This window comes from candidate division TA06 bacterium B3_TA06, from assembly GCA_005223075.1.
In the GTDB taxonomy this organism is placed as follows: Bacteria; Hydrothermota; Tepidihabitantia; order B3-TA06; family B3-TA06; genus B3-TA06.
The window spans coordinates 12,296-36,999 of the sequence record NJBO01000013.1; the positions used below are offsets into that span (position 1 = coordinate 12,296).

General features: G+C 52.4%; 21 protein-coding genes and 2 tRNA genes. 9 read left to right on the forward strand and 14 right to left on the reverse strand.

Annotation, left to right across the window (positions count from 1 at the left end; translation table 11 throughout):
• Positions 1-84 precede the first annotated feature (84 nt).
• From CEE36_08080 to CEE36_08100, 5 genes are all read right to left on the reverse strand, one after another.
• Positions 85-1,341, reverse strand: a complete 1,257-nt coding sequence (locus CEE36_08080; protein TKJ41402.1) for an ATP-dependent protease ATP-binding subunit ClpX — start codon at positions 1,339-1,341, stop codon at positions 85-87.
• Entirely contained in the window at positions 1,313-1,921 is a 609-nt protein-coding gene (locus tag CEE36_08085) for an ATP-dependent Clp protease proteolytic subunit (GenBank protein ID TKJ41403.1), read from the reverse strand. Before CEE36_08085 ends, CEE36_08080 begins: the two co-directional genes overlap by 29 nt.
• On the reverse strand, positions 1,899-3,131 hold the full coding sequence (gene tig / locus CEE36_08090; protein ID TKJ41404.1) for a trigger factor: 1,233 nt from the start codon (positions 3,129-3,131) through the stop codon (positions 1,899-1,901). The genes CEE36_08085 and tig overlap by 23 nt, the downstream gene beginning before the upstream one ends.
• Before the next feature lie 33 nt (positions 3,132-3,164).
• A tRNA-Leu gene (locus CEE36_08095) sits at positions 3,165-3,246 on the reverse strand.
• Between the two features lie 393 nt (positions 3,247-3,639).
• Complete coding sequence (locus tag CEE36_08100) at positions 3,640-5,259, reverse strand: hypothetical protein (protein TKJ41405.1); 1,620 nt, start codon at positions 5,257-5,259, stop codon at positions 3,640-3,642.
• Between the two features lie 126 nt (positions 5,260-5,385).
• On the opposite strand from CEE36_08100, the gene lepB reads away from it, so the two are divergent.
• A complete protein-coding gene (gene lepB / locus CEE36_08105; GenBank protein ID TKJ41406.1) occupies positions 5,386-6,246 on the forward strand; it encodes a signal peptidase I in 861 nt (286 codons plus the stop codon).
• A gap of 7 nt (positions 6,247-6,253) precedes the next feature.
• Here lepB and CEE36_08110 read toward each other — a convergent pair whose 3' ends face one another.
• Entirely contained in the window at positions 6,254-6,595 is a 342-nt protein-coding gene (locus tag CEE36_08110; GenBank protein TKJ41407.1) for a hypothetical protein, read from the reverse strand.
• A gap of 176 nt (positions 6,596-6,771) precedes the next feature.
• Here CEE36_08110 and CEE36_08115 point away from each other — a divergent pair, with 176 nt between their 5' ends.
• Positions 6,772-7,923, forward strand: a complete 1,152-nt coding sequence (locus CEE36_08115) for a deoxyguanosinetriphosphate triphosphohydrolase (GenBank protein ID TKJ41408.1) — start codon at positions 6,772-6,774, stop codon at positions 7,921-7,923.
• Between the two features lie 1,158 nt (positions 7,924-9,081).
• Here the strand turns inward: CEE36_08115 and CEE36_08120 are convergent.
• Together CEE36_08120 and CEE36_08125 are read right to left on the reverse strand one after the other, a co-directional pair.
• A complete protein-coding gene (locus tag CEE36_08120) occupies positions 9,082-9,522 on the reverse strand; it encodes a hypothetical protein (GenBank protein TKJ41409.1) in 441 nt (146 codons plus the stop codon).
• Positions 9,523-9,528: 6 nt separating this feature from the next.
• Entirely contained in the window at positions 9,529-9,987 is a 459-nt protein-coding gene (locus CEE36_08125; protein TKJ41410.1) for a hypothetical protein, read from the reverse strand.
• A 111-nt stretch (positions 9,988-10,098) separates the two neighbouring features.
• Here CEE36_08125 and CEE36_08130 point away from each other — a divergent pair, with 111 nt between their 5' ends.
• Together CEE36_08130 and CEE36_08135 are read left to right on the forward strand one after the other, a co-directional pair.
• Entirely contained in the window at positions 10,099-10,674 is a 576-nt protein-coding gene (locus CEE36_08130) for a nitroreductase (GenBank protein ID TKJ41411.1), read from the forward strand.
• A gap of 298 nt (positions 10,675-10,972) precedes the next feature.
• Complete coding sequence (locus CEE36_08135) at positions 10,973-12,829, forward strand: hypothetical protein (GenBank protein TKJ41412.1); 1,857 nt, start codon at positions 10,973-10,975, stop codon at positions 12,827-12,829.
• 166 nt (positions 12,830-12,995) lie between these two features.
• On the opposite strand, the gene CEE36_08140 is transcribed toward CEE36_08135, so the two are convergent.
• Together CEE36_08140 and CEE36_08145 are read right to left on the reverse strand one after the other, a co-directional pair.
• Complete coding sequence (locus tag CEE36_08140) at positions 12,996-13,235, reverse strand: hypothetical protein (protein ID TKJ41413.1); 240 nt, start codon at positions 13,233-13,235, stop codon at positions 12,996-12,998.
• Between the two features lie 14 nt (positions 13,236-13,249).
• The gene (locus tag CEE36_08145; protein TKJ41414.1) at positions 13,250-14,320 is read right to left on the reverse strand and encodes a hypothetical protein; all 1,071 of its coding nucleotides are present in this window, start codon (positions 14,318-14,320) and stop codon (positions 13,250-13,252) included.
• A 1,186-nt stretch (positions 14,321-15,506) separates the two neighbouring features.
• On the opposite strand from CEE36_08145, the gene CEE36_08150 reads away from it, so the two are divergent.
• The 5 genes from CEE36_08150 (at position 15,507) to CEE36_08170 (ending at position 21,044) form a co-directional block, all read left to right on the forward strand.
• A complete protein-coding gene (locus CEE36_08150; GenBank protein ID TKJ41415.1) occupies positions 15,507-16,805 on the forward strand; it encodes a hypothetical protein in 1,299 nt (432 codons plus the stop codon).
• Positions 16,805-17,734: a hypothetical protein gene (locus CEE36_08155; protein ID TKJ41416.1), complete on the forward strand. Its 930-nt coding sequence runs from the start codon at positions 16,805-16,807 to the stop codon at positions 17,732-17,734. The genes CEE36_08150 and CEE36_08155 overlap by 1 nt, the downstream gene beginning before the upstream one ends.
• A 95-nt stretch (positions 17,735-17,829) precedes the next feature.
• Positions 17,830-19,902 (forward strand): hypothetical protein, encoded by a 2,073-nt coding sequence (locus tag CEE36_08160; protein ID TKJ41417.1) that lies wholly within the window; start codon positions 17,830-17,832, stop codon positions 19,900-19,902.
• Between the two features lie 13 nt (positions 19,903-19,915).
• On the forward strand, positions 19,916-20,857 hold the full coding sequence (locus CEE36_08165; GenBank protein ID TKJ41418.1) for a hypothetical protein: 942 nt from the start codon (positions 19,916-19,918) through the stop codon (positions 20,855-20,857).
• Between the two features lie 115 nt (positions 20,858-20,972).
• Positions 20,973-21,044 (forward strand) — tRNA-Gly (locus CEE36_08170).
• 235 nt (positions 21,045-21,279) lie between these two features.
• On the opposite strand, the gene CEE36_08175 is transcribed toward CEE36_08170, so the two are convergent.
• From CEE36_08175 to CEE36_08190, 4 genes are all read right to left on the reverse strand, one after another.
• Positions 21,280-22,512, reverse strand: coding sequence for a hypothetical protein (locus CEE36_08175; GenBank protein ID TKJ41419.1), 1,233 nt, complete (start codon positions 22,510-22,512; stop codon positions 21,280-21,282).
• Between the two features lie 108 nt (positions 22,513-22,620).
• Positions 22,621-23,184: a hypothetical protein gene (locus CEE36_08180; protein TKJ41420.1), complete on the reverse strand. Its 564-nt coding sequence runs from the start codon at positions 23,182-23,184 to the stop codon at positions 22,621-22,623.
• 5 nt (positions 23,185-23,189) lie between these two features.
• The gene (locus tag CEE36_08185) at positions 23,190-24,044 is read right to left on the reverse strand and encodes a phosphoribosylaminoimidazolesuccinocarboxamide synthase (GenBank protein ID TKJ41421.1); all 855 of its coding nucleotides are present in this window, start codon (positions 24,042-24,044) and stop codon (positions 23,190-23,192) included.
• Between the two features lie 300 nt (positions 24,045-24,344).
• Positions 24,345-24,674: a DNA (cytosine-5-)-methyltransferase gene (locus tag CEE36_08190; protein ID TKJ41422.1), complete on the reverse strand. Its 330-nt coding sequence runs from the start codon at positions 24,672-24,674 to the stop codon at positions 24,345-24,347.
• Between the last annotated feature and the right edge of the window lie 30 nt (positions 24,675-24,704).

Here is a 24,704-nt window from a genome sequence, read left to right on the forward strand (position 1 = left end):
AGGGTTGGTCAGATCAAATAGTATCAGAATTTTAACGATAGGCGCCGCCGTTTTATGGGTATATGTACTGGCGGTTAAGGATTCTTACCGCGCCTTGCGTTTGGCGGCGGGCTTGCGAAAGCGCGGGACCTTACCCTTGGTTATTACCTCTTCGCCTATGGTGCACTCCACGTATCCTTTCTTCTTGCGATCGGGCAGCTCGAACATGATGTCGAGCATGGTCTGCTCCATGATCGAGCGCAGACCCCTGGCACCTGAGCCGCGTTCGTTTGCCCGCTGCGCAACCGCCTCGAGCGCCGCGTCTGAAAAGCGCAGCTTTATGCCCTCCATGTCGAAGTAGTGCTGGTATTGATTCAGTATAGCGTTGCGCGGTTCGGTCAGGATGCGCACCAGGGCGGCTTCGTCAAGGGATGTCAAGGATACGACAACCGGGATGCGCCCCACAAGCTCAGGGATAAGTCCATAGTGAACCAGATCCTCAGGCTCAACACGGGCAAGTATCTCATCGTCTGAGAGGTCCTCCACCCTGTCGCGTTGGATACCGAATCCTATCGCGGTCTTGCGAAGCCTGGAGCGGATGATTGGCACCAGGCCGTCGAACATCCCTCCGAAGACGAAAAGGATACCGCGGGTGTCCACCGGTATGAACTGCTGCTCCGGATGCTTGCGCCCACCGCGCGGCGGCACGTTGGCCACGGTTCCTTCGATGATTTTGAGAAGCGCCTGCTGCACCCCTTCGCCCGAGACGTCGCGGGTGATCGAGGGCGAGTCAGAGCGCCGTCCCAGCTTGTCTATCTCATCAAGATATATGATACCAGTCTGCGCTCGTTCCAGATCGTAGTTGGCGGCCTGCAGAAGTCTGAGTATGATATTCTCAACGTCTTCCCCAACGTAACCCGCCTCGGTAAGTGGGGTTGCATCGGAGATCGAGAACGGGACGTTCAGGTATCGCGCCATGGTCTGAGCAAGCAGGGTCTTGCCAACCCCGGTAGGACCGATGAGTAGTATGTTTGCCTTCTCGATCTCAACACCCTTGCGTCGGGTTATCAACCGCTTGTAGTGATTGTATACGGCGACCGAGAGCACCTTCTTTGCTCGCCCCTGGGCTATTACGTACTTGTCGAGATGCGCCTTGAACTCGGCGGGCGTGGGTAGGCTGGTAAGGGAAAACGTCTGCTCTGCCCGCTCCTCGTTATCTATGACACCTGCAAACAGCTTAACGCATGAATCGCAGATGTAGCCCCGGCGTCCTGAGATCATACGCTTCACGACCTGCTTTGGCCGGCCGCAGAACGAGCAGACTACCTCGTGACTAGCTCTTTTTTGATCCTTCTCGCTCACGGGTAGGTTCCAGTATCTCGTCTATCAAGCCATAGGCCTTTGCCTCATCCGGGCTCATGAAGTAATCGCGATCGGAGTCTTGCTTGATCCTCTCCATATCCTGACCGGTAGTTTCGGCAAGTATCTCGTTAAGCTTCTTGCGCCACTTCAGGAGCTCCTTTGCGTGTATCTCCACGTCTGCGGCCACCCCTGAAAGCCCTGAGATGGAGGGCTGGTGCAGCATTATGCGCGAGTTGGGCAAGGCGTAGCGCTTGCCTTTCTTGCCTGCGGCGAGAAGCACCGCCGAGATGGAAGCGGCCATCCCAACACAGGTGGTCACGATGTTTGATTTGATGTAGAGCATGGTGTCGTAGACGGCAAATCCTGAGGTAACGATACCGCCCGGCGAGTTGATGTAGAGGTTGATGTCCTTCTGGGAGTTCTCGGCATCCAGGAATAAAAGCTGGGCGATAACCAGGTTGGCGACGTTATCGTCCACCGGCGAGCCCAGGAAGATGATGCGGTCCTTAAGCAGCCGCGAGTAGATGTCGTAGGCCCGCTCACCGCGGCCCGTTTGTTCAATGACTATCGGGATATACAATTAAACCTCCTTCTGCTGCTTGCTGTAGGAGAAAATCTATAATCTTGCGTCTGCGCGCTTCGTTCATTGCTACCTCACGCCTCCAGATGGCCTGCGCCTGGGGCAAGGGAATCCCCATCCGCTCGGCGCGTTCGGCAAACCAGGCTTCAAGCTCCTCATCGGATACGCTGATCTTCTCCTTTTCAGCGATCGTCTCAATGATGATATCGAGTTTGACGTGTTCTGCCGCCTTAGGCTCGACCTCTTGACGTGCCTCGGGTGTGTCCGGGATGCGAAGGCGTACCAGTAAGTAACGAATGCGCTCTTCGACCAGCGATGGTGGAGGATCAAACGGATGCAACTCCAGAAGCTGGGCAAATATCTGATCCTCGCGCCGCTCCTGCATTATCCGTTCGGCTTCCTCGGTTGCGTCGGAGGCCAGTTTGGAACGCATCGCTTGAAGCGTCTCGAAACCCGTCTCCTTTGCGAACTCGTCCGAGAGTTCAGGCAGGCGGCGTTCCTTGATCTCGTGGATAAAGAACTTGAAGGTGGCCTCGCGTCCGGCAAGCTCACCCGCGTCGTCAGGATACCTTACCACGGCCTCCGCGATCTCATGCACCTTCTTGCCCACCAAGGCGGCGTTTATCTGGGGGAGGTTCTCCCGGTCGCCTATCTTCACAAGCACCCCGGTCTGTTTGTCCTGTTTCTTTCCGTCGCGGTAGACCGAGTAGTCGCAGCGAACGTAGTCGCCTTCCCTTGTTTCGCGATCCACCGGCTCGAACCGGGCCGAACGCTCACGCATGGTCTCCAGATGCCTTTCTACCAGCTCATCCCCGGAGGGTTTTGTGACAGGTTCCAGCTTAAGTTTGCGGTATCCACGCACCTCGATTTCAGGCATCACCTCGGCCTCGACCTCAAAGCGGAGCTCGTCTTGCTCTATGAAGTTCCAATGCGTCAGACGTCCCTGGGAAAGCGGACGGATGCGTTTATCCTCCAGCGCCTCGCGATACGCCCTTGATGCGAACTCCTCAACAAGCTCGGCCTTGACGTCTTCGGCATAGCGGGCCGCCACCATGGACACGGGCGCCTTTCCAGGCCGGAACCCAGGGAGCTTTACCCCGCGAGTGAACCGGCGCAAGAGCTTCTCGCGCTCTTTGCGAACCTCATCAGGCTCAACCTTGCCCTCGATAGCAAGAAGCCAATCCGTCTTGTGAACCACGTTGGTTTCCACTTACTTCTTTCCTTTCATTATAAAGTATACCTATGCGAGGAGGGGGAGTTGAACCCCCACGGGTTACCCCACTGGATCCTAAATCCAGCGCGTCTGCCTGTTCCGCCATCCTCGCTTAATGATTTAATTATAGGTGTGGCCAGGTGGGTGTCAACCACGCGCCAATAATCAGAGTTAAGGATAACGAACTAGTTGAAGAGTTACATTGAAACCTGACGAGCTTGACTTCCGTCGAGTGGCATGGTTGGTTCAGCTTTTCTCGTTGGAGCCATCAGCGCATCGCAGTGCTCGTGAGTTGGGAATGAACTACCGAACAGTTTACCATTTCTTTGATCGTATCCGCAGAGCTATAGCCGCAGATAATTGTAGGGATTGGCTTAGCGTCATTGCGAGCGGGAGCGAAGCAATCCCATATGTGGCACAGGACGGATGCGCCAGCAGACGTCTGGGGTATTTGTTCGTGGGGTGATTTAAAGGAAGAAAGTCAAGGAGATTGGGAGAGAAACATTTAAGGAATACTAGCGGGACTGTATTCTATACGGCGTGGTTCTAAGGGAATCTTTGTTGGAACTTCGACTTTACTCTCATCTAGCTTTACCGTAAAAGTAAGGAAAGAAGCTTCAGTTATTGGCAAAACCATTGCTAAAAGCAAGAGAACGGCCAAAAGGACAAATAGCCCCAGTAGGCCAAAAAAGAGCCACTTTAAACCTCTGAGTTTAATGGCCCCAATTATACATCCAAATGATAAGACAACCATGATAGGGATTACCCACCATTTTGATTCCAGTGATTTTTTAGATAAATTTCGATATTTCGGAATATCTTCAAGAAGTTCTTCGGCAAGAGGATACTCCCTACCCCTCAATTCAAAAGCAGCATTGGTATATCTTTCAGCTTCACTCCACTTACATTTCAAGAAATAAGCATAGCCTAAGTTATAACGAGCACTGGCATCTTCTGGATTTAATACCAGTACATATTCAAAGCGCTCAATGGCTTTGTTGAGTCTACGTTTATTTAGATAAACACACCCAAGCAAAAAACTCGCTCCGGATTCCAGATGCTTAGTCTCCGTATCAACAAAAATACCTTCATGTTGTTCAAGTAAATCAAATACTCTTTCGGATTTCTCTTGTGCTTGTTCTAAATCACCAAGTCTGAGTTTTGCAAATCCATTTACAACAGATAATATAGCTAAATTCCCAATAACAATATTCCTATTAAGTGTATCCGTTTTGAACTCATCTCTATTTTCAAAGGCCTTATAGGCTTCCTTTTCTGCTTCATTAAAATTTCCTTTAAGAAATAAGACATAAGCCAAATTGCTACGAGCGTAGGGATGCATCGAATTAACATCAATCGCTGTACGAAACGCCCTCTCTGCTCCATCAAAATTCTTTTTCTCTAATAAAACCACACCAAGATTAGAATGAATGGACGCACTTTTGGGGTTACAAGTTATTGCTCGTCTGTACAGTAATTCAGCACTATCCAGTTCACCTCTCCATTTAAGAAGCAAACCCAAAGCGTTATAGGCTTCGTAACATCCAGAGTCTAGATCTATTGCCAATCTATATCTAATCTCAGCACTGTCCAAGTGGTTCTTATCTTGCATTATACATCCAAGACTATACTGTGCAGGTGCATAATTAGGTTTGGCTTCTATTGATTTTCGGTACATCAATTCTGCGGAATCGGGTTTGTTCTCTTTTTCTAACAGGATGCCTAAGTTGCAGTATGCCTCATAGTTAGTGAGGTCAAACTTTATTGCCTTAAGGTATTCAATCTTCGCACTGTCAAGTTTATGTTGCCATCTCAACAACAAACCCAAAGAGTTATGGGCTAAAGAATGTGTCGAGTCTAAAGCTATAGTCCTTCGAAACTCAATCTCGGCTTCTTTGAGTTTACCTTGTTCCTTCAACACTCCCCCCAAATGATAGTGGTATAGAGCGCGATTTGGTTCAGCCTCTATCGCTGCTCTGAATTTCCTCTCAGCACCCTCTAAGTCTCCTGCTCTATACAAACTAACGCCTTCTCTATTAAACTGGTAGGCAATTTTACTGGGAGTTACTGCAAATAAAGAAATCGCAACAATCGCAAGGGACAAAAGCCCTCTTCTTAAACTCATATCTAAAATATACACCAACAAATTAAGTTGTCAATAGCACTAACTTAACGTTCTTTCCCATCGGAGTATCATCCTGAAAGATGTAACCGCTTGACTTACCCACAACCCCATTTATAATCACAGCTAATGGCGAAGCGGAAGAAGAAGAGAATGAAGCACGTGCCAAAGCCTGAAGAGGTGCAGGCCCCACCGAAAAAGCGCAAACCCTTCGGGCGCAGGGTGTGGGAGTTCGTACGCTCGTGGGGGACGGTGATCCTTGTCGTTCTGGCGATCCGGGCGTTCGTTATCGAGGCGTTCACCGTGCCCACCGGCTCGATGGAGACAACCATCCTGCCCGGCGACTTCCTTCTGGTAAACAAGTTCGTCTACGGATTCAAGGCGCCGTTCACCAATGCGGGAATCATCGGCGGCCGGATGCCCCGCCGCGGCGAGATTATCGTTTTCCGCTACCCGCGCGACCCACGCTGGCCCCAACCTGAGGGACGGTATGCCCGATTTTTCCCCAAGTGGTTTCCCCTGTTGCCGATCTTCTGGGACAAACAGCTAAAGAAGTTCCACTGGTACTCGCCGCGTAACTACGTGAAGCGCTGCGTGGGCCTGCCCGGGGATACGGTGGAGATCATCAACAAACGTGTTTACGTGAACGGCGAGCCATTCGACAATCCGCACGCGGTGCACATGGACCGCAGGCTGATCCCGCGCACGGTGGAGTACGAGGGCTTCAACGAGCGCTGGCAGAGCCTTGAGTTTGAGGGACACTACGAGGTGCGCGACAACTTCGGCCCGATCATCGTGCCCGAGGGCTACGTGTTCGGGATGGGCGACAACCGCGACTTCTCAGACGACTGCCGCTACTGGGGACCGATACCTATCAGGTTCCTGAAAGGCTCGCCTGTGGTGATCTACTACTCCCTGGGCGAGGGCTCAAACATCCTTGAGCGCATCGTTCGCACCCAGTGGAAACGCATCGGCAGGGTGGTCAGATAATCCTCGCTCAAATCTTTCTACCCACACTGAATCCCAGACCAAGATATTTGCCGATTCCATGATAGGTGCGAGCCATGGGGGTGTAGACGATCGGTTTTGCTTTCTCAATGTCCGGATACCCGCTTTCGCCAAGCACCTCCTCGTCGGCCTTAACGTCGGCAATCTCGCCAACGAACTGCGTGTGCAGCCCAAGTTCAAAGGCGTGCAGCAGCTTGCATTCAAGCACCAACGGAAACTCCTTGACATACGGTGCGTCTACCAGATCGCTTTTAACCGGCGTCAATCCGGTGGCTGCAAACTTATCCGTATCCCTGCCTGAGACGATGCCGAAGTAGTAGGGGCACGGCATGCCGTGCCCCTACGGATTAACCCCTGGGGGCTGAGTAGGAGTTAAAGACCTTTGGGATGCAAGGGCTACAACGGACTCGATGACCTCAACCCCCTCATACCTGGTAACGATGTCTTGACCATGAACAGGAGCTATAAGGCGGGTTGACTGCGGGGAAGTCTTAATTAGACTACTACATGAGCCAATCGATCCGCGAGCGCAGAGAAGAGCTTGAGGGAAAGATCTTCTTTCACCCCTATGCGACGCTTTCGGCAAACTCCAAGGGCAGGCTGAGTCCTGAGCCACCGGATCCGGTTCGCACCGTTTTCGAGCGCGATACTCACCGCATCCTCTACAGCCTTTCGTTCCGTCGGCTGCGGCACAAAACCCAGGTTTTCCTTCTGCCTGAAAACGATCACATCGCCACCCGCATGGAGCACGCTTTATACGTGGCTTCCATATCAACGACCATTGCCAGGGCGCTGGGACTGAACTCTGATCTTGTTAACGCTATAGCCCTTGGCCACGACCTTGGGCACGCGCCGTTCGGCCACGAGGGAGAGAAGGCATTGAACGAGGTGGTCGAGCCTTATGGGCTTCGCTTCGAGCACGAGCTGCACTCGCTGAGAACGGTCGATCACCTGGCAAAGCTGATCGGCAAACAAGAGGCAGGGCTGAACCTCTCCTTCGAGGTAAGAGACGGCGTCGTGTCGCACCTCGGGGAGACCGCCGAGCCTTTGGTGGAGCCTGACTTTGAAAAGGCCCCGTCACGTTTGTATGAAACTCGGCGCGGGATTGACAAGCCTGTGACCCTTGAGGGATGCATCGTGCGGATCGTGGATAGGGTTGCCTACCTTGGCCGCGATCTTGAGGACGCGCTCCGCGCGCATCTTATTAAGGAGGAGGACGTGCCGCAGGTTGTCCGCAAGACGCTGGGGACAAACAACGGGCGGATAATCGGGACCCTGGTCGAGGATCTGATCGAGGGCAACGAGGAGCACCCGCGCTCGATTGGCTTCAGCCCAAAGATCAACTCGGCGGTTCGCTCGCTTTACCGCTTCAACTACGATCGCGTCTACCTGCATCCACGCGTGGCAAAGCATCATGAGAACGTGCACGGCATCATCAGACTCCTCTTTGAGAGACTCCACGAATACCTGGTGAAGGGAGGGTATGAGGAAGGCGATAAGCCGAGTGTTTTCACGCAGTTGGATTACTTTGTTCGCTACACCTCCTGCGAGCAAGGTGCTGACCCGGCCCAGGTGGTGATGGACTTTGTTTCCGGCATGACCGACAACTACGCGGTCCGCTGCTTCGAGGAGCTGTATATCCCGCGAGGGATTAGGTAATCATTCCAAGGACAAAAGTTGGTCGTTTGTTCGACGCCGTCTCGCCGTTCGCTGCTTTGAGGAGTTGTATATACCGAGAGGGATCAGGTAGCCGCCATTTATTCCCCTCCCTTGACGGGAGGGAGTGCTCTGTAAACCCCACCGTCTGGGACCGTCGGGTAGGGAGAGGGTGATTCCTGTCATTGCGCTGATAGGAAATAATCGTTGACCGCCCTCAATAGCAGAGAGATTGATGATAAAAGTATGGGGATGAATTCTCGGATTGCGCTCCATATGAGATCGCCACCCTCCATTCGGTCGGTCGCGATGACACTCACCCCAGCCTTTGTCCTGCCAGACACTAGACGGTAGTGCAAGCGTTGGCACTTCGTCCCCCATCGAGTGGGAGGAGATGAGCACCCCACGCCGTTGTTTCACATCCTGGACGGCAGGACAGGTGACGTCGCGGGGACCCCGAATAAATGCCCCTTTTGCACCAGCGGCAAAAGATCGCAATAGTGAGGGGGACAGGCGTTTGGTCGGAGAGTCTGTTATGCGCCGAAGATCGCTTCGCGGAAGAAGAAAAACACCAGGATAGCGAAGAAGATAAGCACCACGCTCACCACCACAGCTATGATGCCTATGCGGAAACCGCGGCGATGACTGACCCTTGGAACCCTTTTAATCATCGTATAAGTATACCGACTCTAACCCGGCCGTCAAGGGAACACAGTTCGTGCGCCAAGAGATTGTTACCAGGGTAGCGGGATGGGGTGAGGGAAAGATGTGGAACAGCCTCACCTGCCTCTGTGCACGAGGGTGTCGCTCAATTCAAATTGCAAACTGCAAATTCTAAAAATTGCAAATTTGTCTGGACTGTTTGACGATGAACAGTTGGCCTCCAAGTGCTGTGATTATTGGAAGGTTCTTCTTTAATCAATATTCAACCCTCTGCATCTTCAATTTGATATTTGCACCCTTGAGGGGGCACTTTGCATTTTGATTTTCAATTTGCAATGAGCATGCCCAAGTCGTCCTCCTCGACGAACTCAACTCCCTATTACCTGGTAATGATGTGTTGACCATGGACATCACCCCACGAAGTCACTGCGTCGGTTTGCGCCGTCGCGGGGACCCCGAAGAAACATTCAAACCCAATTCTCCCAGCTTCGGGGTGAATCATCTTTCGACTATGGTTACCGGGAAGCTTACGGTGCCGAACGGCGTGTCAAAGTAGACCGTGCCAACGATCTTGTAGCGTGCCCCAAGGTTCTTAATGGTAGAGATGATTGCGGCACCAACCTGGGCGTAGTCGATGGTAATCACCGGCGATATCTTGACCGACTCCCCCGAAGGGATGCGAGTCTTAAGGTTGGAAACACCGTTGGCCACATGCTCATCGTTTACGTATAGGTCAAAGCGCATCCGGTCAAGCACGACGTCTATCCTGTTCGGGTTGGTGACGTCTATGTTGATAGCGATCCGCAGGTAGCTAAGGGTGATCTCCTTGATTGAGGTTCCTGCCAGCCGGAACTCGCATTTCTGAAGCTGGGCTCGCCGGAATATAAAGCAGCCCGGCAGCATCGCGGCCAGAAACACCGCAGGGAGTATCTTTCGCATCACCCTCTACAGAAGTGGGAGGTAAAGGCTTGAGATGGTCGTCCAGGAGTGATATGCGCCGAGCGGGGTCTCGTAGTAAACCTTTGCCCTGATGCTGTAGGAAGCGGAGTGTGATTTGATCATATTGAATATGGCCAGGCCTGCGCTGAGGTAGTCGATGGCAATGTCGGCTTTGAATTTTACCGACTCGCCTGGCGGGATGGGTTTATCCTTGAAGCTTGCCGCACCGCTGCCTATCTCCTGGCCGTTGGCGTACACCCTGAGTTGCATGCGGTCGACTATTACCCCAACCCCGTTAGGGTTGGTGACGTCCAGCTCCAGCTGTAGCTTGGCATAGGTAAGAGCTTTCTCAGTGGTCTTGACGTCGGCCACGCGGAAATCGCAGTCCTTGATTCCCTTGGGCCGCATGCCAACGCAACCGAAGAAAAGAGCCAGGACTAAAGTTAGCGGTAATGTCTTTTTCATAACTCCTCCAATCAGGAAGACTACGTTCTAAAACCTGCTTGTCAAGTGGCCCCTTCAATCGAGCCCAGACGGTCGGTGTTGACTTGAGGTTTCAAGGAGGTATTCTTACCTATGGATAGATGGAATACCTTTTTTGAGATCGTAAGTAGACGCCGAAGCATCCGTCGCTACGAGGATCGCCCGGTCGAGGAAGAAAAGATCCGAAAGATGCTTGAGTCGCTCAGGCTTGCGCCCTCATCCTCGAACTCGCAGCCCTGGCACGTGGTGGTGGTGAGAGATAAGGAGGTAATCTCAGCACTCTCAAAGGCCGCACCTTTAGGGTCGCGCTTCGTGATCTCCTGGATGTCCGGGGCTCCGTTGGTGTTCGTCTTAACAGTGCGCCGGAAACTAACACACAGGGTGGCCCATGTATTCGGACACTCAAACCTCTGGCTCGATGCAGGGATAGCCGGTGAGCATCTTGTATTGGCAGCGCACGCCCTCGGGCTCGGCACCTGCTGGATCGGCTGGTTCAACGAGAAAAAGGTGCGCGAGCTTGTGGATATACCTCGTTCCTACGAGGTGGTGGCTTTGATACCGTGCGGTTATCCGGCTGAAGAACCCGAACCCCGGACACGGAAAAACCTGAACCAGATATACTCAATTGAGCGATTCGGCACCTCAGAGGGGATGGATGAGATATCCTGAAACACTTATCCTGGGGTATTGACAAGTTGCGTTACTTCATTATCATTGTGAGAGTGAAGAATTGCGTGGGAGAGTATAAGTGGATTTAAGGATTTACGATCGTGCTGGGGATTGTCTTGGCACGCGGGTCGAGGATCACAGCTATAAGGCTAAGGGACAGTTTGAGCCCTGCAATGATCTTAACCCTCAAACCGATCAGGCAGGCGGTTATGCCTTATAGCTTTAAGTGCATCCCCGACAGTTATGGACATAAACCAAGAAACGTAGTTAAAAAAGCACTCTGCCAAGGAGGGGGCTTATGAAGAAAACCCTTCTCATTTTATTGCTTGTAGCAGTAGCGGCGTCTGCTCAGTTCAGCGACGTCAGAGGTACTACTGCCCATCCTCTTTTAAAGATAGGATTCGGGCCGCGTGCGGCTGCTATGGGCAACGCCTATGTAGGACTCGCACAAGACATCACGGCCCTTTGGTGGAACCCCGCAGGGCTCAACCAGCTCAACACCTACGAAGCCCTGATCTCGCATCACGAATGGCTGCGGGGCATAAGAGACGAGTTTGCAGCACTCATATGGCCGCAATCGCCCTCGAACACCTTTGGTTTCGCCGTGAACTTTACAAGTGCGGTAGGCATAGAACACTGGGATGAGCAAAACCAGCCCTACACTGGGGCAGATTCACTCGTCATGGCCTACGAGGCTATGCTTGTGGGTTCATACACTCGTCTACTGGGTGAAAGATTCGGCGTAGGAGCAAGCGTTAAGGGTCTTTATGAGAATCTCAACGGCCCGGCAGGCTACGGCGGAGCGGTTGATCTCTCGCTTCACTGGAAGGCCTCTCCCGTCTTCGGTCTGGGTCTTGCCGTGCAGAATCTCGGACCCGGGATGTTCTATCCAGGCGGCATGTACCTGTTCCCGATGCAGGCTCAGATAGGAGTTGCACTGACATTTGAGGATGTACTCTACGGAACGAACTTCCTTGTAGATGTCCGCTTGCCCTTTGACAACAACGTGAGCGTGCATGCCGGCGCCGAGGTTTGGCCGCTTGAGATCCTGGCGGCGCGTATAGGGTTCCAGTCAGGTCCTCAGACATTGGGAGAACTCAACTACCTTGCCGGCCTGACCGGAGGGGTCGGACTCCTCCTGGGCAACTATCGTGTTGATTACGCGATTGCCCCCTACGCCCACCTTGGATTGACTCATCGACTGGCCCTTATCGCGGCCTTCGGCGAGAGGCCGCGTTACGGCGGTGTAATAGTTCGTGTGATCGATGCAGAGACGAAAAAAACGCTTGCGGCCCACATTAAAGTGGAAGGGGTTACCAGGGTAGAGAAGGATCTGGCCGAGAATGAAACCTGGGAGCGCAAGGGACTCGCCACAGGAAGGGTCTCTGCAACCGCCAGCAAGAAAGACTACTTCCCATCCTCCGCTCAAGCCGAGATCAAAGCCGGCCAGACAGCCAAACTCGTCATCGCCCTCTCAAAGATCCCGCCTGGAGGGATAACAGGTCGTGTCTTCGACGTGAAGACCAACGATCCCCTCGTGGCCACGATCACCTACGAAGGACCCAAAGGGATCAAGGGCGAGGTCAAAACCGACGAAGACGGCAACTACACCATACCTGCACTCTACAGAGGCGACTATGCGCTGTTTGCTCAACCACAGCACCCCAAGTACTTCCCACAGGATGCCGCGGTTAAGGTAGAGGCGGCAAAAGGCGCCAGGAAGGACTTTGCGCTGCTGCGTGAGAAAGAGGTAATCGTCTTCTACAACGTCAACTTCGAGACCGGCGAGGCCAGGGTTCTGCCCGATTTCTACGACGTGCTCGATGAGATCGGCCAGATTTTTGTGGATAACCCCGCGATCGCGGTGGAGCTGGCTGGACACACCGATTCACGTCCCATAAAGACCCCGGAGTTCGCAGACAACTTGGAGCTCTCCCAGGCGCGTGTAGAAGCGGTCCGTGAGTATCTCATAGACAAGTTCCAAATCGATGAAGAACGACTCGCAGCCAAAGGCTACGGAGACACACAGCCTGTCGCCTCCAACGAGACCGAAGAGGGCATGGCGAAGAACCGCCGCGTGGAGTTCAAGGTACTGACCGGGATCGAATACTTCCACGAGATCCGCAACATCAGACTAGAGGAAGAGGAAGACTAGAAGAAACCTAAATAAACGAGACGGGACTTTCAGCCTCCGTGAGAAGACCTCAGAGGGGCTGGTATTATGCAATCCTCAAGTAAGGTATCCAAAAGGCCCCCACTCGATACCACAAAAGCAAGTCCCCTAACCAGGGGCTCTGGCCTTTAGAAACAGAATCCGCTAGCTAATCAGCACCCAGATACCTGTCAATGTCGTCAACATGTGCCCATATCTCATACTCACGCTGTGGGATATCACAGCCGCATAGCTGCTCAAGGACAGAGATAAGTGAGGGGGCATCCTCGGGCCAAGACTTGCCTCCCAACCCGTTGAGGGGCGTTTGTACACTCACCTGATCCACCGACACACCCGCCCATGCAGCCACCGCCTGATGAACCTGTTCTTTAGAACAAGAGCTAAGCATAATTTCCTCCTTAACTATATGTTTTTATCCTCCTCAACATCTGAGCTGGGCACTTGCTTAAGCCACTCGTCCAGCTCGTTCTTCAGCCCCACAGAGGGGTACCCCCGACGAGCTCGCTTAAGAAGCCGCTCCAAGCCAGGGACCTTAAACCCTAGTTCCTTCACCATTTCACCAAGCCTTCCGTGAAGCGACCGAAATCGCTCCACATCATCCGCTTTCTCAGCATAGGACAAAGCCTCGGTAAAGTAACGTATCGCCCGATCCCCGGCTCCCTCGTAGACGGCCATCTCACCACGAACCATTTGAATATTACTCATCAGCGAAGCCGAGTCAACCCCTTTTGCCAGCCCTATAGCCTCCCTCAGGAAAGGACCAACCTTACCGATCTGCTTCAACCCGATGTGAATCCGGATAAGATTACACAAAACAATGGCCCGATTCTTACGATCCCCTAACCTCTTAAAAAGTCTGTATGCCTCTTCCAAAGGTTCCAGCGCCTCGGTGAACTCGTCTTGCTTAAGGTGCAGAGCACCCCGCCGGAAGTGGGTGATTGCATCGAGTTTCTTATCGTCAAGTTGTCGAGCGAGCTCCTCAAGTTTCTCGAAACTCTGCATGGCGAGCTTCGGTTCATCCTTTTCCATATAGGAGTAAGCGATGCACTCATAGCACCCGGCAAGCCCACGCAGATCGCCAACCTTCTCCAATCGCTTCCTCGCGTCCTCAAGGATTGCAAGGGCCTGGCTGTGGTCCCCGCGACGTTGATTGAGGGCAGCCCTGTTTACCAGGATACGTCCTTGAAGACGGACATCCCCATTGATGTTTGCAAGGGTTAAAGCTTCGCTCCACGCCTTATCGGCCAGGGCGTAACGGTTCATGCGTCCGTAAACCCTGCCTAAAGCCAAGATACTCTTGCAGAGCACCTCAGAATCCCCGCAGGTAAGAGCATACCTGCGTGCAATTGTAACGTAATCAAAGGCCTCGTTCAGTTGACCACGGTTAAGAAACGCCTCTCCCGCGATCCGATTCAACTCTGCGCTCTCTACAGTTGTAGGGGCGTGCTTAAGTCCCTGCACAGCGCAACGCAAGGCATCCTCCGATTTGCCCTTTCCGAGATACTTACAGGCCTCGGCAAGGAGCCTCGCACTCTTGGTCTCTCTAGAGCCCGTATCGTGTCCCTTGTTATTCAGCGTATCCTCTCCACACTTTAGACTCGATGCATTATTTAATAACTGTAGTCTACTAAAGATGGGGCTCTTGTCAAGTTCGCACATCGTCAACCGGGGAGGATAGATACTTATTTATTTTAAATATTTATACTGTTAGTTGCGCACCAAGGGTCTCAGTCAATCCGAAACCCTTCCAAAGGATAGAACCTCATACTTCTCCGTAGCTAACCCTACTCATAGCTCCCAGGCAGCTTTCTGACTAAGACGTGCCCATAGTGATATAGCCCGGCTGGATTGCTTGGGCTGCGTCGCTTGTCGGTATCCTTATAGGCGTAGAGAGTCTTCGTCAGGAGAAGGGCAAGAGTCTATTTAGCCAATAACCGCCTCAGCTTCCTATACCTTAGGGGTATCTTACACCTTAGTATAGGACACCTGTCTTTGATCAACAAAGTAGCTTCCGTTGAAAGACAAACAAGGTTTTAGCAGGTTTGATTTAGAGGTCCTATCCTCGGAACAAAAAAGATCCCGGTCTGAGACAATCTCAGACCGGGATCAGAGGAGGCATTTAATGCGTTATACCTGTTGCGCGTAAATCCTACATTATTTGAACCAGCCTCCTTCAGAGCAGGCAATGTCCTTACAGATCGTGGCTCAGTACCTCGCTTTCTCTGCCGAGGCTTTAAAGTCCAGGAATCAACGATCAAAAAGTCTATTGTAATTATAGGAATTTTTTGCCCACTGTCAAGGTGAATTTTTGCACCTCGCAAAGCTGCTTCGCTACTTTGTGGGGACCCCTCCATCCTCCTTTTCGCCTGCGGCGAAAAGATCGGAGCTTCGTTCCAGTAACTCCCTACATGACATAGCTGAGATCCTGTCTGGAATGAATATACTAAGGTTGACTTTTTAAGAAGGGGTAAGAATACGTAGGGGCGACGCATACCCTATGAGATGTACAACATCTCAAGGGGCAGGCCCTGCGTCGCCCCTACAACTTTGGAGTTTGGAGTAGATTTTTACGTGAGGCAACCAGCCAACTTCGTGTTGATTTTTGATGAGGCAATGCTGCATCTTGACATCAGCAGAATTCTGGCTAAAGTTATAGGGGATGAGAGGTTTAATCTTTATCTTAAGTGCGCTTGTATCAGCAAGCAACTATCATCCTTCAACCCTGTTGGTGCCGCCCTACCGTCATACCCTGGGATATAACCGTGCAAACCGCTTCTATCTCTCGCTGTATCTGGGGGGAAGCTTCCATTTCCAGGATCCTCAAGGGCTTGCTGGCATAAAACTTCGTATGTATGACGACACCATAACCAAACGCGACGATGACGAGTTGACGCTCTTTGCCGTTCACTCCGGGGCCGGGGAGATAATCTATAACGTGGAGTTCAAGCGCCTGGAGCGTTACGGGGAAAAAGGCTCAGGGGTGGGTCAGTTCAACCAGCCCATGGGGATAGCGGCAACCCGTGATGGAGACGTTTATGTGGCGGACGTAGGCAATAACCGGGTGGTTCATCTTCGCTACGCAGAGGACGGCAGCATCGCCTGGCTGCAAACGATTGGCTCAGGCTACAATCATCCGACCGACGTTGCGGTAGACTCCAAGGGAGCAATATACGTGGCGGATGAGGGCAACAATCGTGTGGTTGTCTTCAATCCCGATGGAAGTGTGCGCTCGGTATGGAAGCGAGATCTCTTCAAACCTCGTGCTTTGGCGGTGATTGATCGTGACGCACCAGCCAACGACAACAAGGACAACTTCGTAGTAGTGATCGACAGCCGCCAGAAGCGCATCTCGATGTTCGACCCCTACGGAGATCTGAAGGTAAGGGTTACACACAAGGAAATGGGATATGAGGACGTGCGTTTTGCTTACGTGGCGATTGACCGTTCAGGAAGCATCTACGTCACGGATATGCATAACCACCAGATTCATAAGTTCGACAGGCACCTTCACTACATTATCAGTATAGGACGAGAAGGAAGCGATGACTACGAGTTCTACTCCCCACGTGGAATCGTTATCAACCCGCCTACGGGCCAGGTATTTATCGCCGAGGCGGAAGGAGGTCAGTACTACTGGATCGGAGCCGACGGTTTCATCGCGGGATGCTACCCGAACCCATTTGATGCAGATCAGGGAACAACCATCTCGATCTATCTCACCGAAACCGCCACCATCTCCGTTGAGATATACGACGAGGACGGCTTCCTTGTTCGCAAGCTTAGCCCGCGTCATAAATACCCCATCGGAGAGGCTCTGATTGTATGGGACGGACGAGACGAACGAGGAGAACGGGTGAAAGCCGGTAGATACACGGTAAAGGCCGAGCTCAAACCCGCAAACATATCAAAACGCTACTTCAAAAAAGAGCTCCAAACAACGGTGAGATGCACAGAATAGTGATACTGGGCCTTGCGCCCCTTCTGCTCGCTGCGGCTTTAACGGATATAGGCGCAGATTTCGAGGACTATCGTGAGAGCCCGGCAACCGCAGGATTGGGCGGGTGTGGATTAAGCATGGGGCAGGACCCCGCTGCCTGGGGCTATAACCCGGCCACCGGTCTCGATGCAGGTTCGGGCATTCTTCTTAAACATACCGAGGCGTTCGGGGGAGAGGCGAGAGTGACAAACGACCTCCTCGCCGCAAGCTACAGAACCTCTTTCGGAGGTATAGGATTAATGGCTCTACGTAACGGGGCTGGCAACATCCACTTCACCAGCTTGCCCGATACAACCCGGCCGGTCGGTCCGGACAACCGGCCACAGATTGATTCAACCGTCACCGCCTCAGACTGGATCGGCCAGCTCTCAGCAGCGCTTGTCCGCAATCGCCTCTCGCTTGGGGCAAGCCTAAAGATATTCTACAGGGATCTTGTCGCGGCAAAGGGTTTTGGGCTGGGCGCAGATATTGGAGCGCGTTACCGCTTTGAGTGGGGCCTGGCGCTTGCCGCACGGATCAAAAACGCCTCTGCCAGCCCTGTGTTCTGGAGCACCGAGGAGACCGACCTTCTTATCCCGCGCGGCGCGATCGGAGTAATGCAGGAGTTCAAGCTGGGCCGCCAAACACTCCGCCTGCTTCTTGAAAGCGAGGTGAGTTTCATGGGTCTTGACAGCCTCGAGACTCACCTGGGGCCCTTCTACCTGAGGCCACGTGGGGGGATGGAGTTTGTTCTCTATGATATTATCTCGCTGCGTTTAGGGCGCGCTGACTACGGATGGAGTGTTGGTGCAGGTGGCCGGTATAGAGGTTTCTTTATTGATTATGCATACCGAGGTCATGACGGCGGCCTTGGGGCAACGCATCTGGTAGGGGCAGGATATACATTCTGAAAGATATTTGGAAAAAAGGGGGTATTAGAAGACCAGAAGCGGAAGAGGTAATTGATAGGTAAAGGATCGTGGTTCAAGGAACCGAAAGGAGCATCATGAAACTAGCAATGGCTGTTCTGGGGCTTCTTCTGACAGCTTCAATTATTGGAGCCAGGGATATAGAGGATGCACTAAAGGCTGCCAGGAGGATGTGTGTAAACGACTCCCTGCCTCAGGCACTTACCATGCTGGAGGAGGAGGTGAAAGGAGAATGGAAAGAGCAAGAAAAGTTTCTTCTGCACCTGGAAAAGGCGGATATTCTCCTGTATCACGCCGGGCTGCCGCGCAAGGCCTACAAGGTTTATACTATGCTTACCAGACTGACCCTCCCTAAAGACAAAGAAGCCAGGCTCTACTACTGCCTTGGGTTGGGTCTCGAACGCAGCGAAGAGTTCAGACGTGCGGCGCGTTCATACGAAAAGGTCATAACCGAGTATCCTGACTCGCCCTTCTATGAAGGTGCCCTTTCGGCAATCGAGAGATGTTTCCTTAAGAACTATCAGATGAAGGCAGCCGAAGTAGACGACTATCCCATAACCGAGCTGGAGTTGGAGGAGATTGCCTCAAAAAAGCTCTCTCCTTCTGAACAGGAACACGTCTCGACCCCGGAAGGTCGTAAGGAACTTACAGATCGCATCATCTACGAACGTCTTCTAAAGCTGGCAGCCGCCCAGGAGTTCGCACCGATTGAGTCCACAGAGGTACGTATCAAACTAAGATGCGGTACCTGCAGACCGAAACGTGTCCTCATACCTGGCCATTTGAGCGATGCCGATCTTGCCTATCAAATAAAGAAAGCTACGAGTGGGGTTCTACTAAAGGAGCTTTACCAGAAGGAGGTGCTGGATAAGATCGAGATAACTGAGAAGGACAAGAAGCGTTACTACAAGGAGAATCAAAAGCGCTTCATCCAACACGCGAAATACACCATTCGCGAGATTGTAACCGACTCGACGATGCTGGATTCTGCGCTTGCGGCCCTGGATGCAGGCATACCATTCGACTCGGTGGCCAAGCTATACTCAACTGCTTCAACAAAGATAAGAGGCGGTCTGCTGAGCCCGCGGCCTCTACATACATTTTCCCAAAGCATGCAGCCTGTGATAGAAAACCTGGGGGTAGATTCTGTAAGTGAGCCTTACGAGACCGAACGAGGCTGGGAGATCCTTTTGCTCGAGGACAAAACCGAGGAGACGCGCACACCCTATGAGGAGGCTAAGCCTTCGATTGAAGAGCTCTTGCGGCGCGAGGAGATAGATGAGTTGAGCGAGGAGGCGCTCGAGCGTTTCCGCGAGAACGCAGACCTCGATTCAATATCTTCGGCTGATACCCTGGCTCGCGTGGCAGGTAAAGTGATACTTAATGCCGATCTGGATGCATACATTGCAACGATGCCGCTCGGAACCCCTGAGCAGGCCGAAGATACCCTTTTCCGCAAGCAAGCACTCCAGCAGTTAATCGGCGAGATGGTCTTCGATCACGAACTTGCCCAACAGAGGTTCTATCTCAGCGACAGCCTGTCGGCTATAACGGAATCCAAACGCATCCAGCTTCTGGTAGACGCCTTCCTGCACAAGGAAGTAGACTCAAAAGCCGAGCCAACGGCGGAAGAAATCGCCGCTTATTACAAGGAACACAAAAAGGAGTTCTGGCGTCCGGCACAGGTCCGGCTCCGCGAGATACTGGTTTCCTCAGCCGACACCGCCAAGATGATATATCATCTGCTTCAGGAAGGAGCCGGGTTTGACTCGCTGGCAAAGGTCCTCTCAGAAGCCGAGACAGGGTCGAGAAGCGGATATGTAGGTTACATCAAAAAGGATCAGAGTGACAAACCATACGAACGTCAGGCCTTCAGACTCAAAGAGGGCAAGTTCTCCAAACCAATTCAAACCGACGAGGGTTACTGGTTAATCACGGTGGAAAAGAAGAATGAAGGCTATCAACGCTCGCTTGAGGAGTCCCAAGCACAGATCCGTTCCATCCTCTATCGTGAGAAGAAGCAAAAAGCAGAACAGGAATTGAAAGGGCGCTTGATGGCCGCAGCCCGGATCGTGTACTTCCTGGACGAGCAAGAACCCTCGTTTAAGGTCACCCCAGAGGAAACGGCACCTGCAGACGAAGAAGAATAGTCCGGATCGTAAGATGAGCCTGAAGGAAAGAGACTGGCTTATGCTCGAGGACACCCTGGGTTCCTCCTGGGTTCTGATCTCACCTGGGCGCTGCTCAAGACCAAAGGACGCAAAGGGTAAATGTCCCTTCTGCCCAGGCTCAGAGCACCTCACTCCACCTACCTTGTTCAAACTACCTGAAGAAGGAGATTGGCAGGTTCGCGTCTTTGCCAACCGCTACCCCTTCTTTCCATCAAACGAGAATGATGAGGTCTACGGGATACACGAGGTTATAGTTGAAACCCCGAAACACGACGCACTCTTGCACCAGATGTCCGTTCAAACCATATCCAGGGCGATGCGCGTGATTCGCGACAGGATGAGCCATCATGGTTCCAACGAGCGCCTGCGTGCACTCATAGCCTTCCGCAACGAGGGATTACGCGGCGGTGCATCACGTAAACATCCACACACACAGCTGGTCGGACTCTCATGGCTGCCTCCTCGCCTGGCTAAAGAATCGGAGGCTTTCTTGAACATGGCCGAGCAAAGCCGTTGTCCCTTGTGTCTTGCGCCAACCGATCCTCTTATAATCGTTGAAGAGGAGTCTTTCAGGGCATTCTCCCCACCCACCCCCCGCTTCCCGCATGAAACCTGGATAGCACCTGTACACCACGAGCCCGCCTTCACTAACCTCAAAAACGCAGAGATCGACGATCTGGCTGCACTTTTAAAGAAGGTGCTTTCAGCCATTGCCAAGCTCTCATCACGAGGACAAAAACCCAAGCCCTTCGACTACAACCTGGTGCTGCATACCGAACCCCTTGACGAGGAGCAGGGAACCTTCCATACTCATATAGAGATACTTCCGCGTCCTGAGGCGCTGGCAGGGTTCGAGATAGGAAGCGGTCTTATGGTAAACCCGATAGCTCCACAGCAGTCGGTATCCGAGTTACGCGAAATTCTCTTCACCTGACGGGTGGGAGATTCGGAAGACACGGGGTTGACAGAATACACTTGCCTGGGTAATATTCTGTGTCTGGGAGAGGTTTCGAACAGAAGCAAGGACTCGAGGCCTCGAACACTAACAAGCGGGAGTAGCTCAGTGGTAGAGCATCACCTTGCCAAGGTGGGGGTCACGGGTTCGAAACCCGTCTCCCGCTTTTTTTACCCCACGTCTTTACCTCGTAAAGCCGCTGGGACCCCGAGGGAATCTTACTCAACAACTACAACCTTACGACTCGGCGGGTTCGTCCGAAGGTTGACGACCATAGGGAGTCACACCGGAGGGAAGCGACCGAAGAGAGCTTCAAACCCGTCTCCCGCTTTCCTTTTTTGACTCCTTCCGTCTCTCTCATGTCTTCCTATCCTCCACCCACCCCCTATCGATCCGAGGCGTCATTTTTCTCCTAGCTTTTTGGTCAAGAAGTACCAGAAGTAGGCCGACTGTCCGTAGAATGCCAGACGGTACGCCACTTGCGGCAGAAAGAACTCGAACTTTTGGTTCCACACCACATTGGCCCCATTCATCTCGGACAGAGGTGTATCTATGAGGGTTTTGTTATCCTCGGTTCGAGTAAACACCATTCTGAAGTCCGGGGTGAGACTGGCCGTACCCTCCTGGGGGACCTTAAATCTGCGGTCGCTTCGTGTTTGGATGGAAGAGGACCACATCCTGGCAGCAAGTGAAACCAGAGGATTCCTGCCTTTCCTTTTGCGATCAAGTAGCATGGGCATGGTCACAGCGTCGTTGTAATGCGCCCAATCTATGTATCGCTTGAAGTTGCGTGCTTCAGGCACTGCCGGCTCGCCAAACCTCTTTAATACGAACGTTCCGTTCCCACTTAACTCCCAGCGCGCCCCGCAGTTGGAACAGTAAAGATGCCTGCCTTTGGATTTAAGCACGAAGAAGTTCCTGCAGTGCGGACAGAGCCAGAACCGAAGTTCCAGGTGCTCGGCGATGTTGCGGCCGCCGAAGGTATGTTTCGTAATCTCAGGATCTTCAAGCTCGCTGTAGCGAAGTTTCTCATCTATCATTAGCGCGATCTCGGCTACGCCGTCCGGGATCTCGGCCGGGTTCTCGAACAGATGGCTGAACTGAAGGATAATCTTTCCCCGGCGAGGCCGGTTTGTCCAGCGAGGCCAGGTAAGGTAGGATCCCCTCTGTTTCACACAGATAACAGGCAGGCGCAGTTTCTTCACAAGGCGAGGGATAGTTTCATCTAAGGGGAGCACCTCACCGTCCCAGTTGCGGCCGCCTTCAGGGGAAACAGCTACTATCTGTCCCTGTTTGACCGCTTTAATCAACGTGCGCATGGTAACGTAGTCAGGTATGTTTTTGGCTGTGGGAATGACCTTTAGCCAGCCAAGCAGGATGCGGGTAATCTTATATCTGAAGTCATCGTCCGTGACAACGAAGCATATGGGCCGCTTGATAAAGGAGGAGATAATGAAGGGGTCAAGTGTGTTTGTGTGATTACCTACCAAAAACGCTGGCTGACCCCTATGGGGGTTGAATATCTTGCCTTCGCTTTGTGTATGAAGTAAAAAACGCAGGGGTAGCCCGACGAAGATCTTTAACCACCACCATAAGATGTCCCTCCACATGAAGGAGAGGCGTCTACCTATCATAGTCTAAGCAAACGCAAAATTCAGCAAAAGTCAAGGGTTGAGAGATGATAATCTGTGGTTTTGAAGAGCAAGTACTTGAGTTCAGCAGTTGCAGGGACTAAGTGTTTATCACCGACTTTCAACGTAACGCTTGAAGTTTTTCATGATGCGTCGGCCGTCGCGTTTGGCGATAGGGGTGTAAAGCCATTCCATACCTGCGGCCTGGACCTCAAGAACGTTCTTGAAGTAAACTCGAGAACGATTAGGCCCCAAGGAGTCCAACCGCCAAAACCCTTCTGCACATATGAAGGCAAAGGGAAGAGGTGATTTAACCACAAAATTGACTAATTTAGTCCCTACAGATTTTCCTTCATCAATTATCCATTTGCGGTTTGTGATCTCGGCATGAAGAAGAGGGAAGTCGCCGACATATCTCACGTCATACCAATCTTCGCCTCCCCCAAGGGAGTCGATGCGTTCGACGTTATCCGCATATCCCTTAATGTGTCGAAACTCCCACATGAAAGGCCAGACTTCCTCGACAGAGCGTTCGATTTCTATGGAGGTAATAACGGTAAAGATCCCGCCGTCACGAGTTATCTCAACATAGGGCTCGGCAAGGGCTGTTGGAAAAAGGAAAAGCAAAAGGAGGAAGGCGACCGTAGTCAATCTGGGTTTGAAGACCAAGACCATGGCTCTCAAGACCCCCGGGGTAGAACACGGGGAAAGCGGTCGGTGAGGTCGGCGACTACGGCATATTTCGAACGGGTGCTTTCAAGATCGCGCGTGTCGCGGTAGACCTGCTTGTCAAGTTGCTTTGTCTTATCCCCACCCGGCCAGATGCGCCATGAGTCGTTATCAATCACGTCGGCAACCACCAGCTTGCCCTCATCACTGCGACCGACCTCGATCTTGAGATCGATGAGCTTTATGTTCAGCTTGGCCCAAGCTGCGAAGAGGACATCGAAAACCTGCCGGGCGAGGCAGGTTACCTCTTTTATCTCTGCAGGATTAAGGAGGGGCTCCATCTCATCGATAACGTTTGAATCCGACACTGGCTCCTTGGGAGGATAAAGATACCAGCGGTCCTGGCCAAAGCTGATGATGGGATCGTGACGGGCGTCGTCCTTTATAAAGAACTCCACCGGCCTAGGATCGAAGTCTTGCCCTTCGACAGCCTCTGGATTGCGCTTGAGGTAGGAACCAGCGGCGGTGCCGCGGATTACCACCTCTAAAGGAATCATCTTGCAGCGCTTGCAGAGGAGCCTCAGAGAGTCGATCCGTTTGATGTAGTGAGTGGCGACGCCGTGGCGGTCCAAAAGCTCGAAAACGTTGGCGGTGGTTCTGGTGGCAAGCTCCGCCTTACCCTGGATAACGTCATGCTGGGCACCGTCGCCTGAGGTGATATCGTCCTTGGAGACCATGTGAACGGTGCCGTCGCCAAAGGGGTGGAAATAATGCACAAGTACATCGTAAAGGCAGAAGACCATCTCGACCGTGCCGTTCCCCCGATCGTAGATTATCTTGGTTTTGCCCTCAATTAATTTTTTCATTCCTAATTCTCCGGATTATATTGGGAAAGTCAACCTCCTTGCCGGTAGAGACTACCAGATTCCTTGCGTGCCACGTATCGCTTGAAAGTTGCTACGAACTCGTCAGGCTTACATGGCACTCGTCACGATTAAGGTGGACAAAAGATGGACATGTGTAAGGTCTTGGATATCCCCTTCCCCCGACTCTTCTGCGAAGAGTCGACCCCTCCCACCAGGGGAGGGGAACCCTTTGTGTAGAAGTCATTCCTTAACCTCCCCCTCCCTTTGTGGAGGGGGTAGGGGGAGGGGATTCGACTCATCCTACTCAATCTCCCTTCTGATAGTTTTCATCACCCCTTCAATGTTCCTCAAAACCTCGTTGTCCCAGAACCTCAACACCTTGAATCCCTGAGATCGAAACCACTCGTCCCTCACCTTATCAGCTTCGGAACCAGCATGTTGACTGCCATCCACCTCTATAACCAGCTTTGCATCAAAGGAAATGAAGTCCACTATGAACTCTTTGATCGGATACTGTCTTCTAAAGATTACGCCAAGCTGTTTGCGGCTGAGATACTTCCAGAGTTTGATCTCTGCATCGATCATGCGTTTGCGAAGGGTTCTGGCCAAAGGTGTGAGTTTTCTCTTCATCGTAAATTCTTCTCTTCTCCCCGACCCTTT

What these genes read in the sequence shown, in the direction of transcription:
- CEE36_08100 (TKJ41405.1), bottom strand. Translation starts at nt 5,259, where the DNA reads ATGAGTTTAAGAAGAGGGCTTTTGTCCCTTGCGATTGTTGCGATTTCT.
- lepB (TKJ41406.1), top strand. Translation starts at nt 5,386, where the DNA reads ATGGCGAAGCGGAAGAAGAAGAGAATGAAGCACGTGCCAAAGCCTGAA.
- CEE36_08110 (TKJ41407.1), bottom strand. Translation starts at nt 6,595, where the DNA reads ATGCCGTGCCCCTACTACTTCGGCATCGTCTCAGGCAGGGATACGGAT.
- CEE36_08115 (TKJ41408.1), top strand. Translation starts at nt 6,772, where the DNA reads ATGAGCCAATCGATCCGCGAGCGCAGAGAAGAGCTTGAGGGAAAGATC.
- CEE36_08120 (TKJ41409.1), bottom strand. Translation starts at nt 9,522, where the DNA reads ATGCGAAAGATACTCCCTGCGGTGTTTCTGGCCGCGATGCTGCCGGGC.
- CEE36_08125 (TKJ41410.1), bottom strand. Translation starts at nt 9,987, where the DNA reads ATGAAAAAGACATTACCGCTAACTTTAGTCCTGGCTCTTTTCTTCGGT.
- CEE36_08130 (TKJ41411.1), top strand. Translation starts at nt 10,099, where the DNA reads ATGGATAGATGGAATACCTTTTTTGAGATCGTAAGTAGACGCCGAAGC.
- CEE36_08135 (TKJ41412.1), top strand. Translation starts at nt 10,973, where the DNA reads ATGAAGAAAACCCTTCTCATTTTATTGCTTGTAGCAGTAGCGGCGTCT.
- CEE36_08140 (TKJ41413.1), bottom strand. Translation starts at nt 13,235, where the DNA reads ATGCTTAGCTCTTGTTCTAAAGAACAGGTTCATCAGGCGGTGGCTGCA.
- CEE36_08150 (TKJ41415.1), top strand. Translation starts at nt 15,507, where the DNA reads ATGAGAGGTTTAATCTTTATCTTAAGTGCGCTTGTATCAGCAAGCAAC.
- CEE36_08160 (TKJ41417.1), top strand. Translation starts at nt 17,830, where the DNA reads ATGAAACTAGCAATGGCTGTTCTGGGGCTTCTTCTGACAGCTTCAATT.
- CEE36_08165 (TKJ41418.1), top strand. Translation starts at nt 19,916, where the DNA reads ATGAGCCTGAAGGAAAGAGACTGGCTTATGCTCGAGGACACCCTGGGT.
- CEE36_08175 (TKJ41419.1), bottom strand. Translation starts at nt 22,512, where the DNA reads ATGATAGGTAGACGCCTCTCCTTCATGTGGAGGGACATCTTATGGTGG.
- CEE36_08180 (TKJ41420.1), bottom strand. Translation starts at nt 23,184, where the DNA reads ATGGTCTTGGTCTTCAAACCCAGATTGACTACGGTCGCCTTCCTCCTT.
- CEE36_08185 (TKJ41421.1), bottom strand. Translation starts at nt 24,044, where the DNA reads ATGAAAAAATTAATTGAGGGCAAAACCAAGATAATCTACGATCGGGGG.
- CEE36_08190 (TKJ41422.1), bottom strand. Translation starts at nt 24,674, where the DNA reads ATGAAGAGAAAACTCACACCTTTGGCCAGAACCCTTCGCAAACGCATG.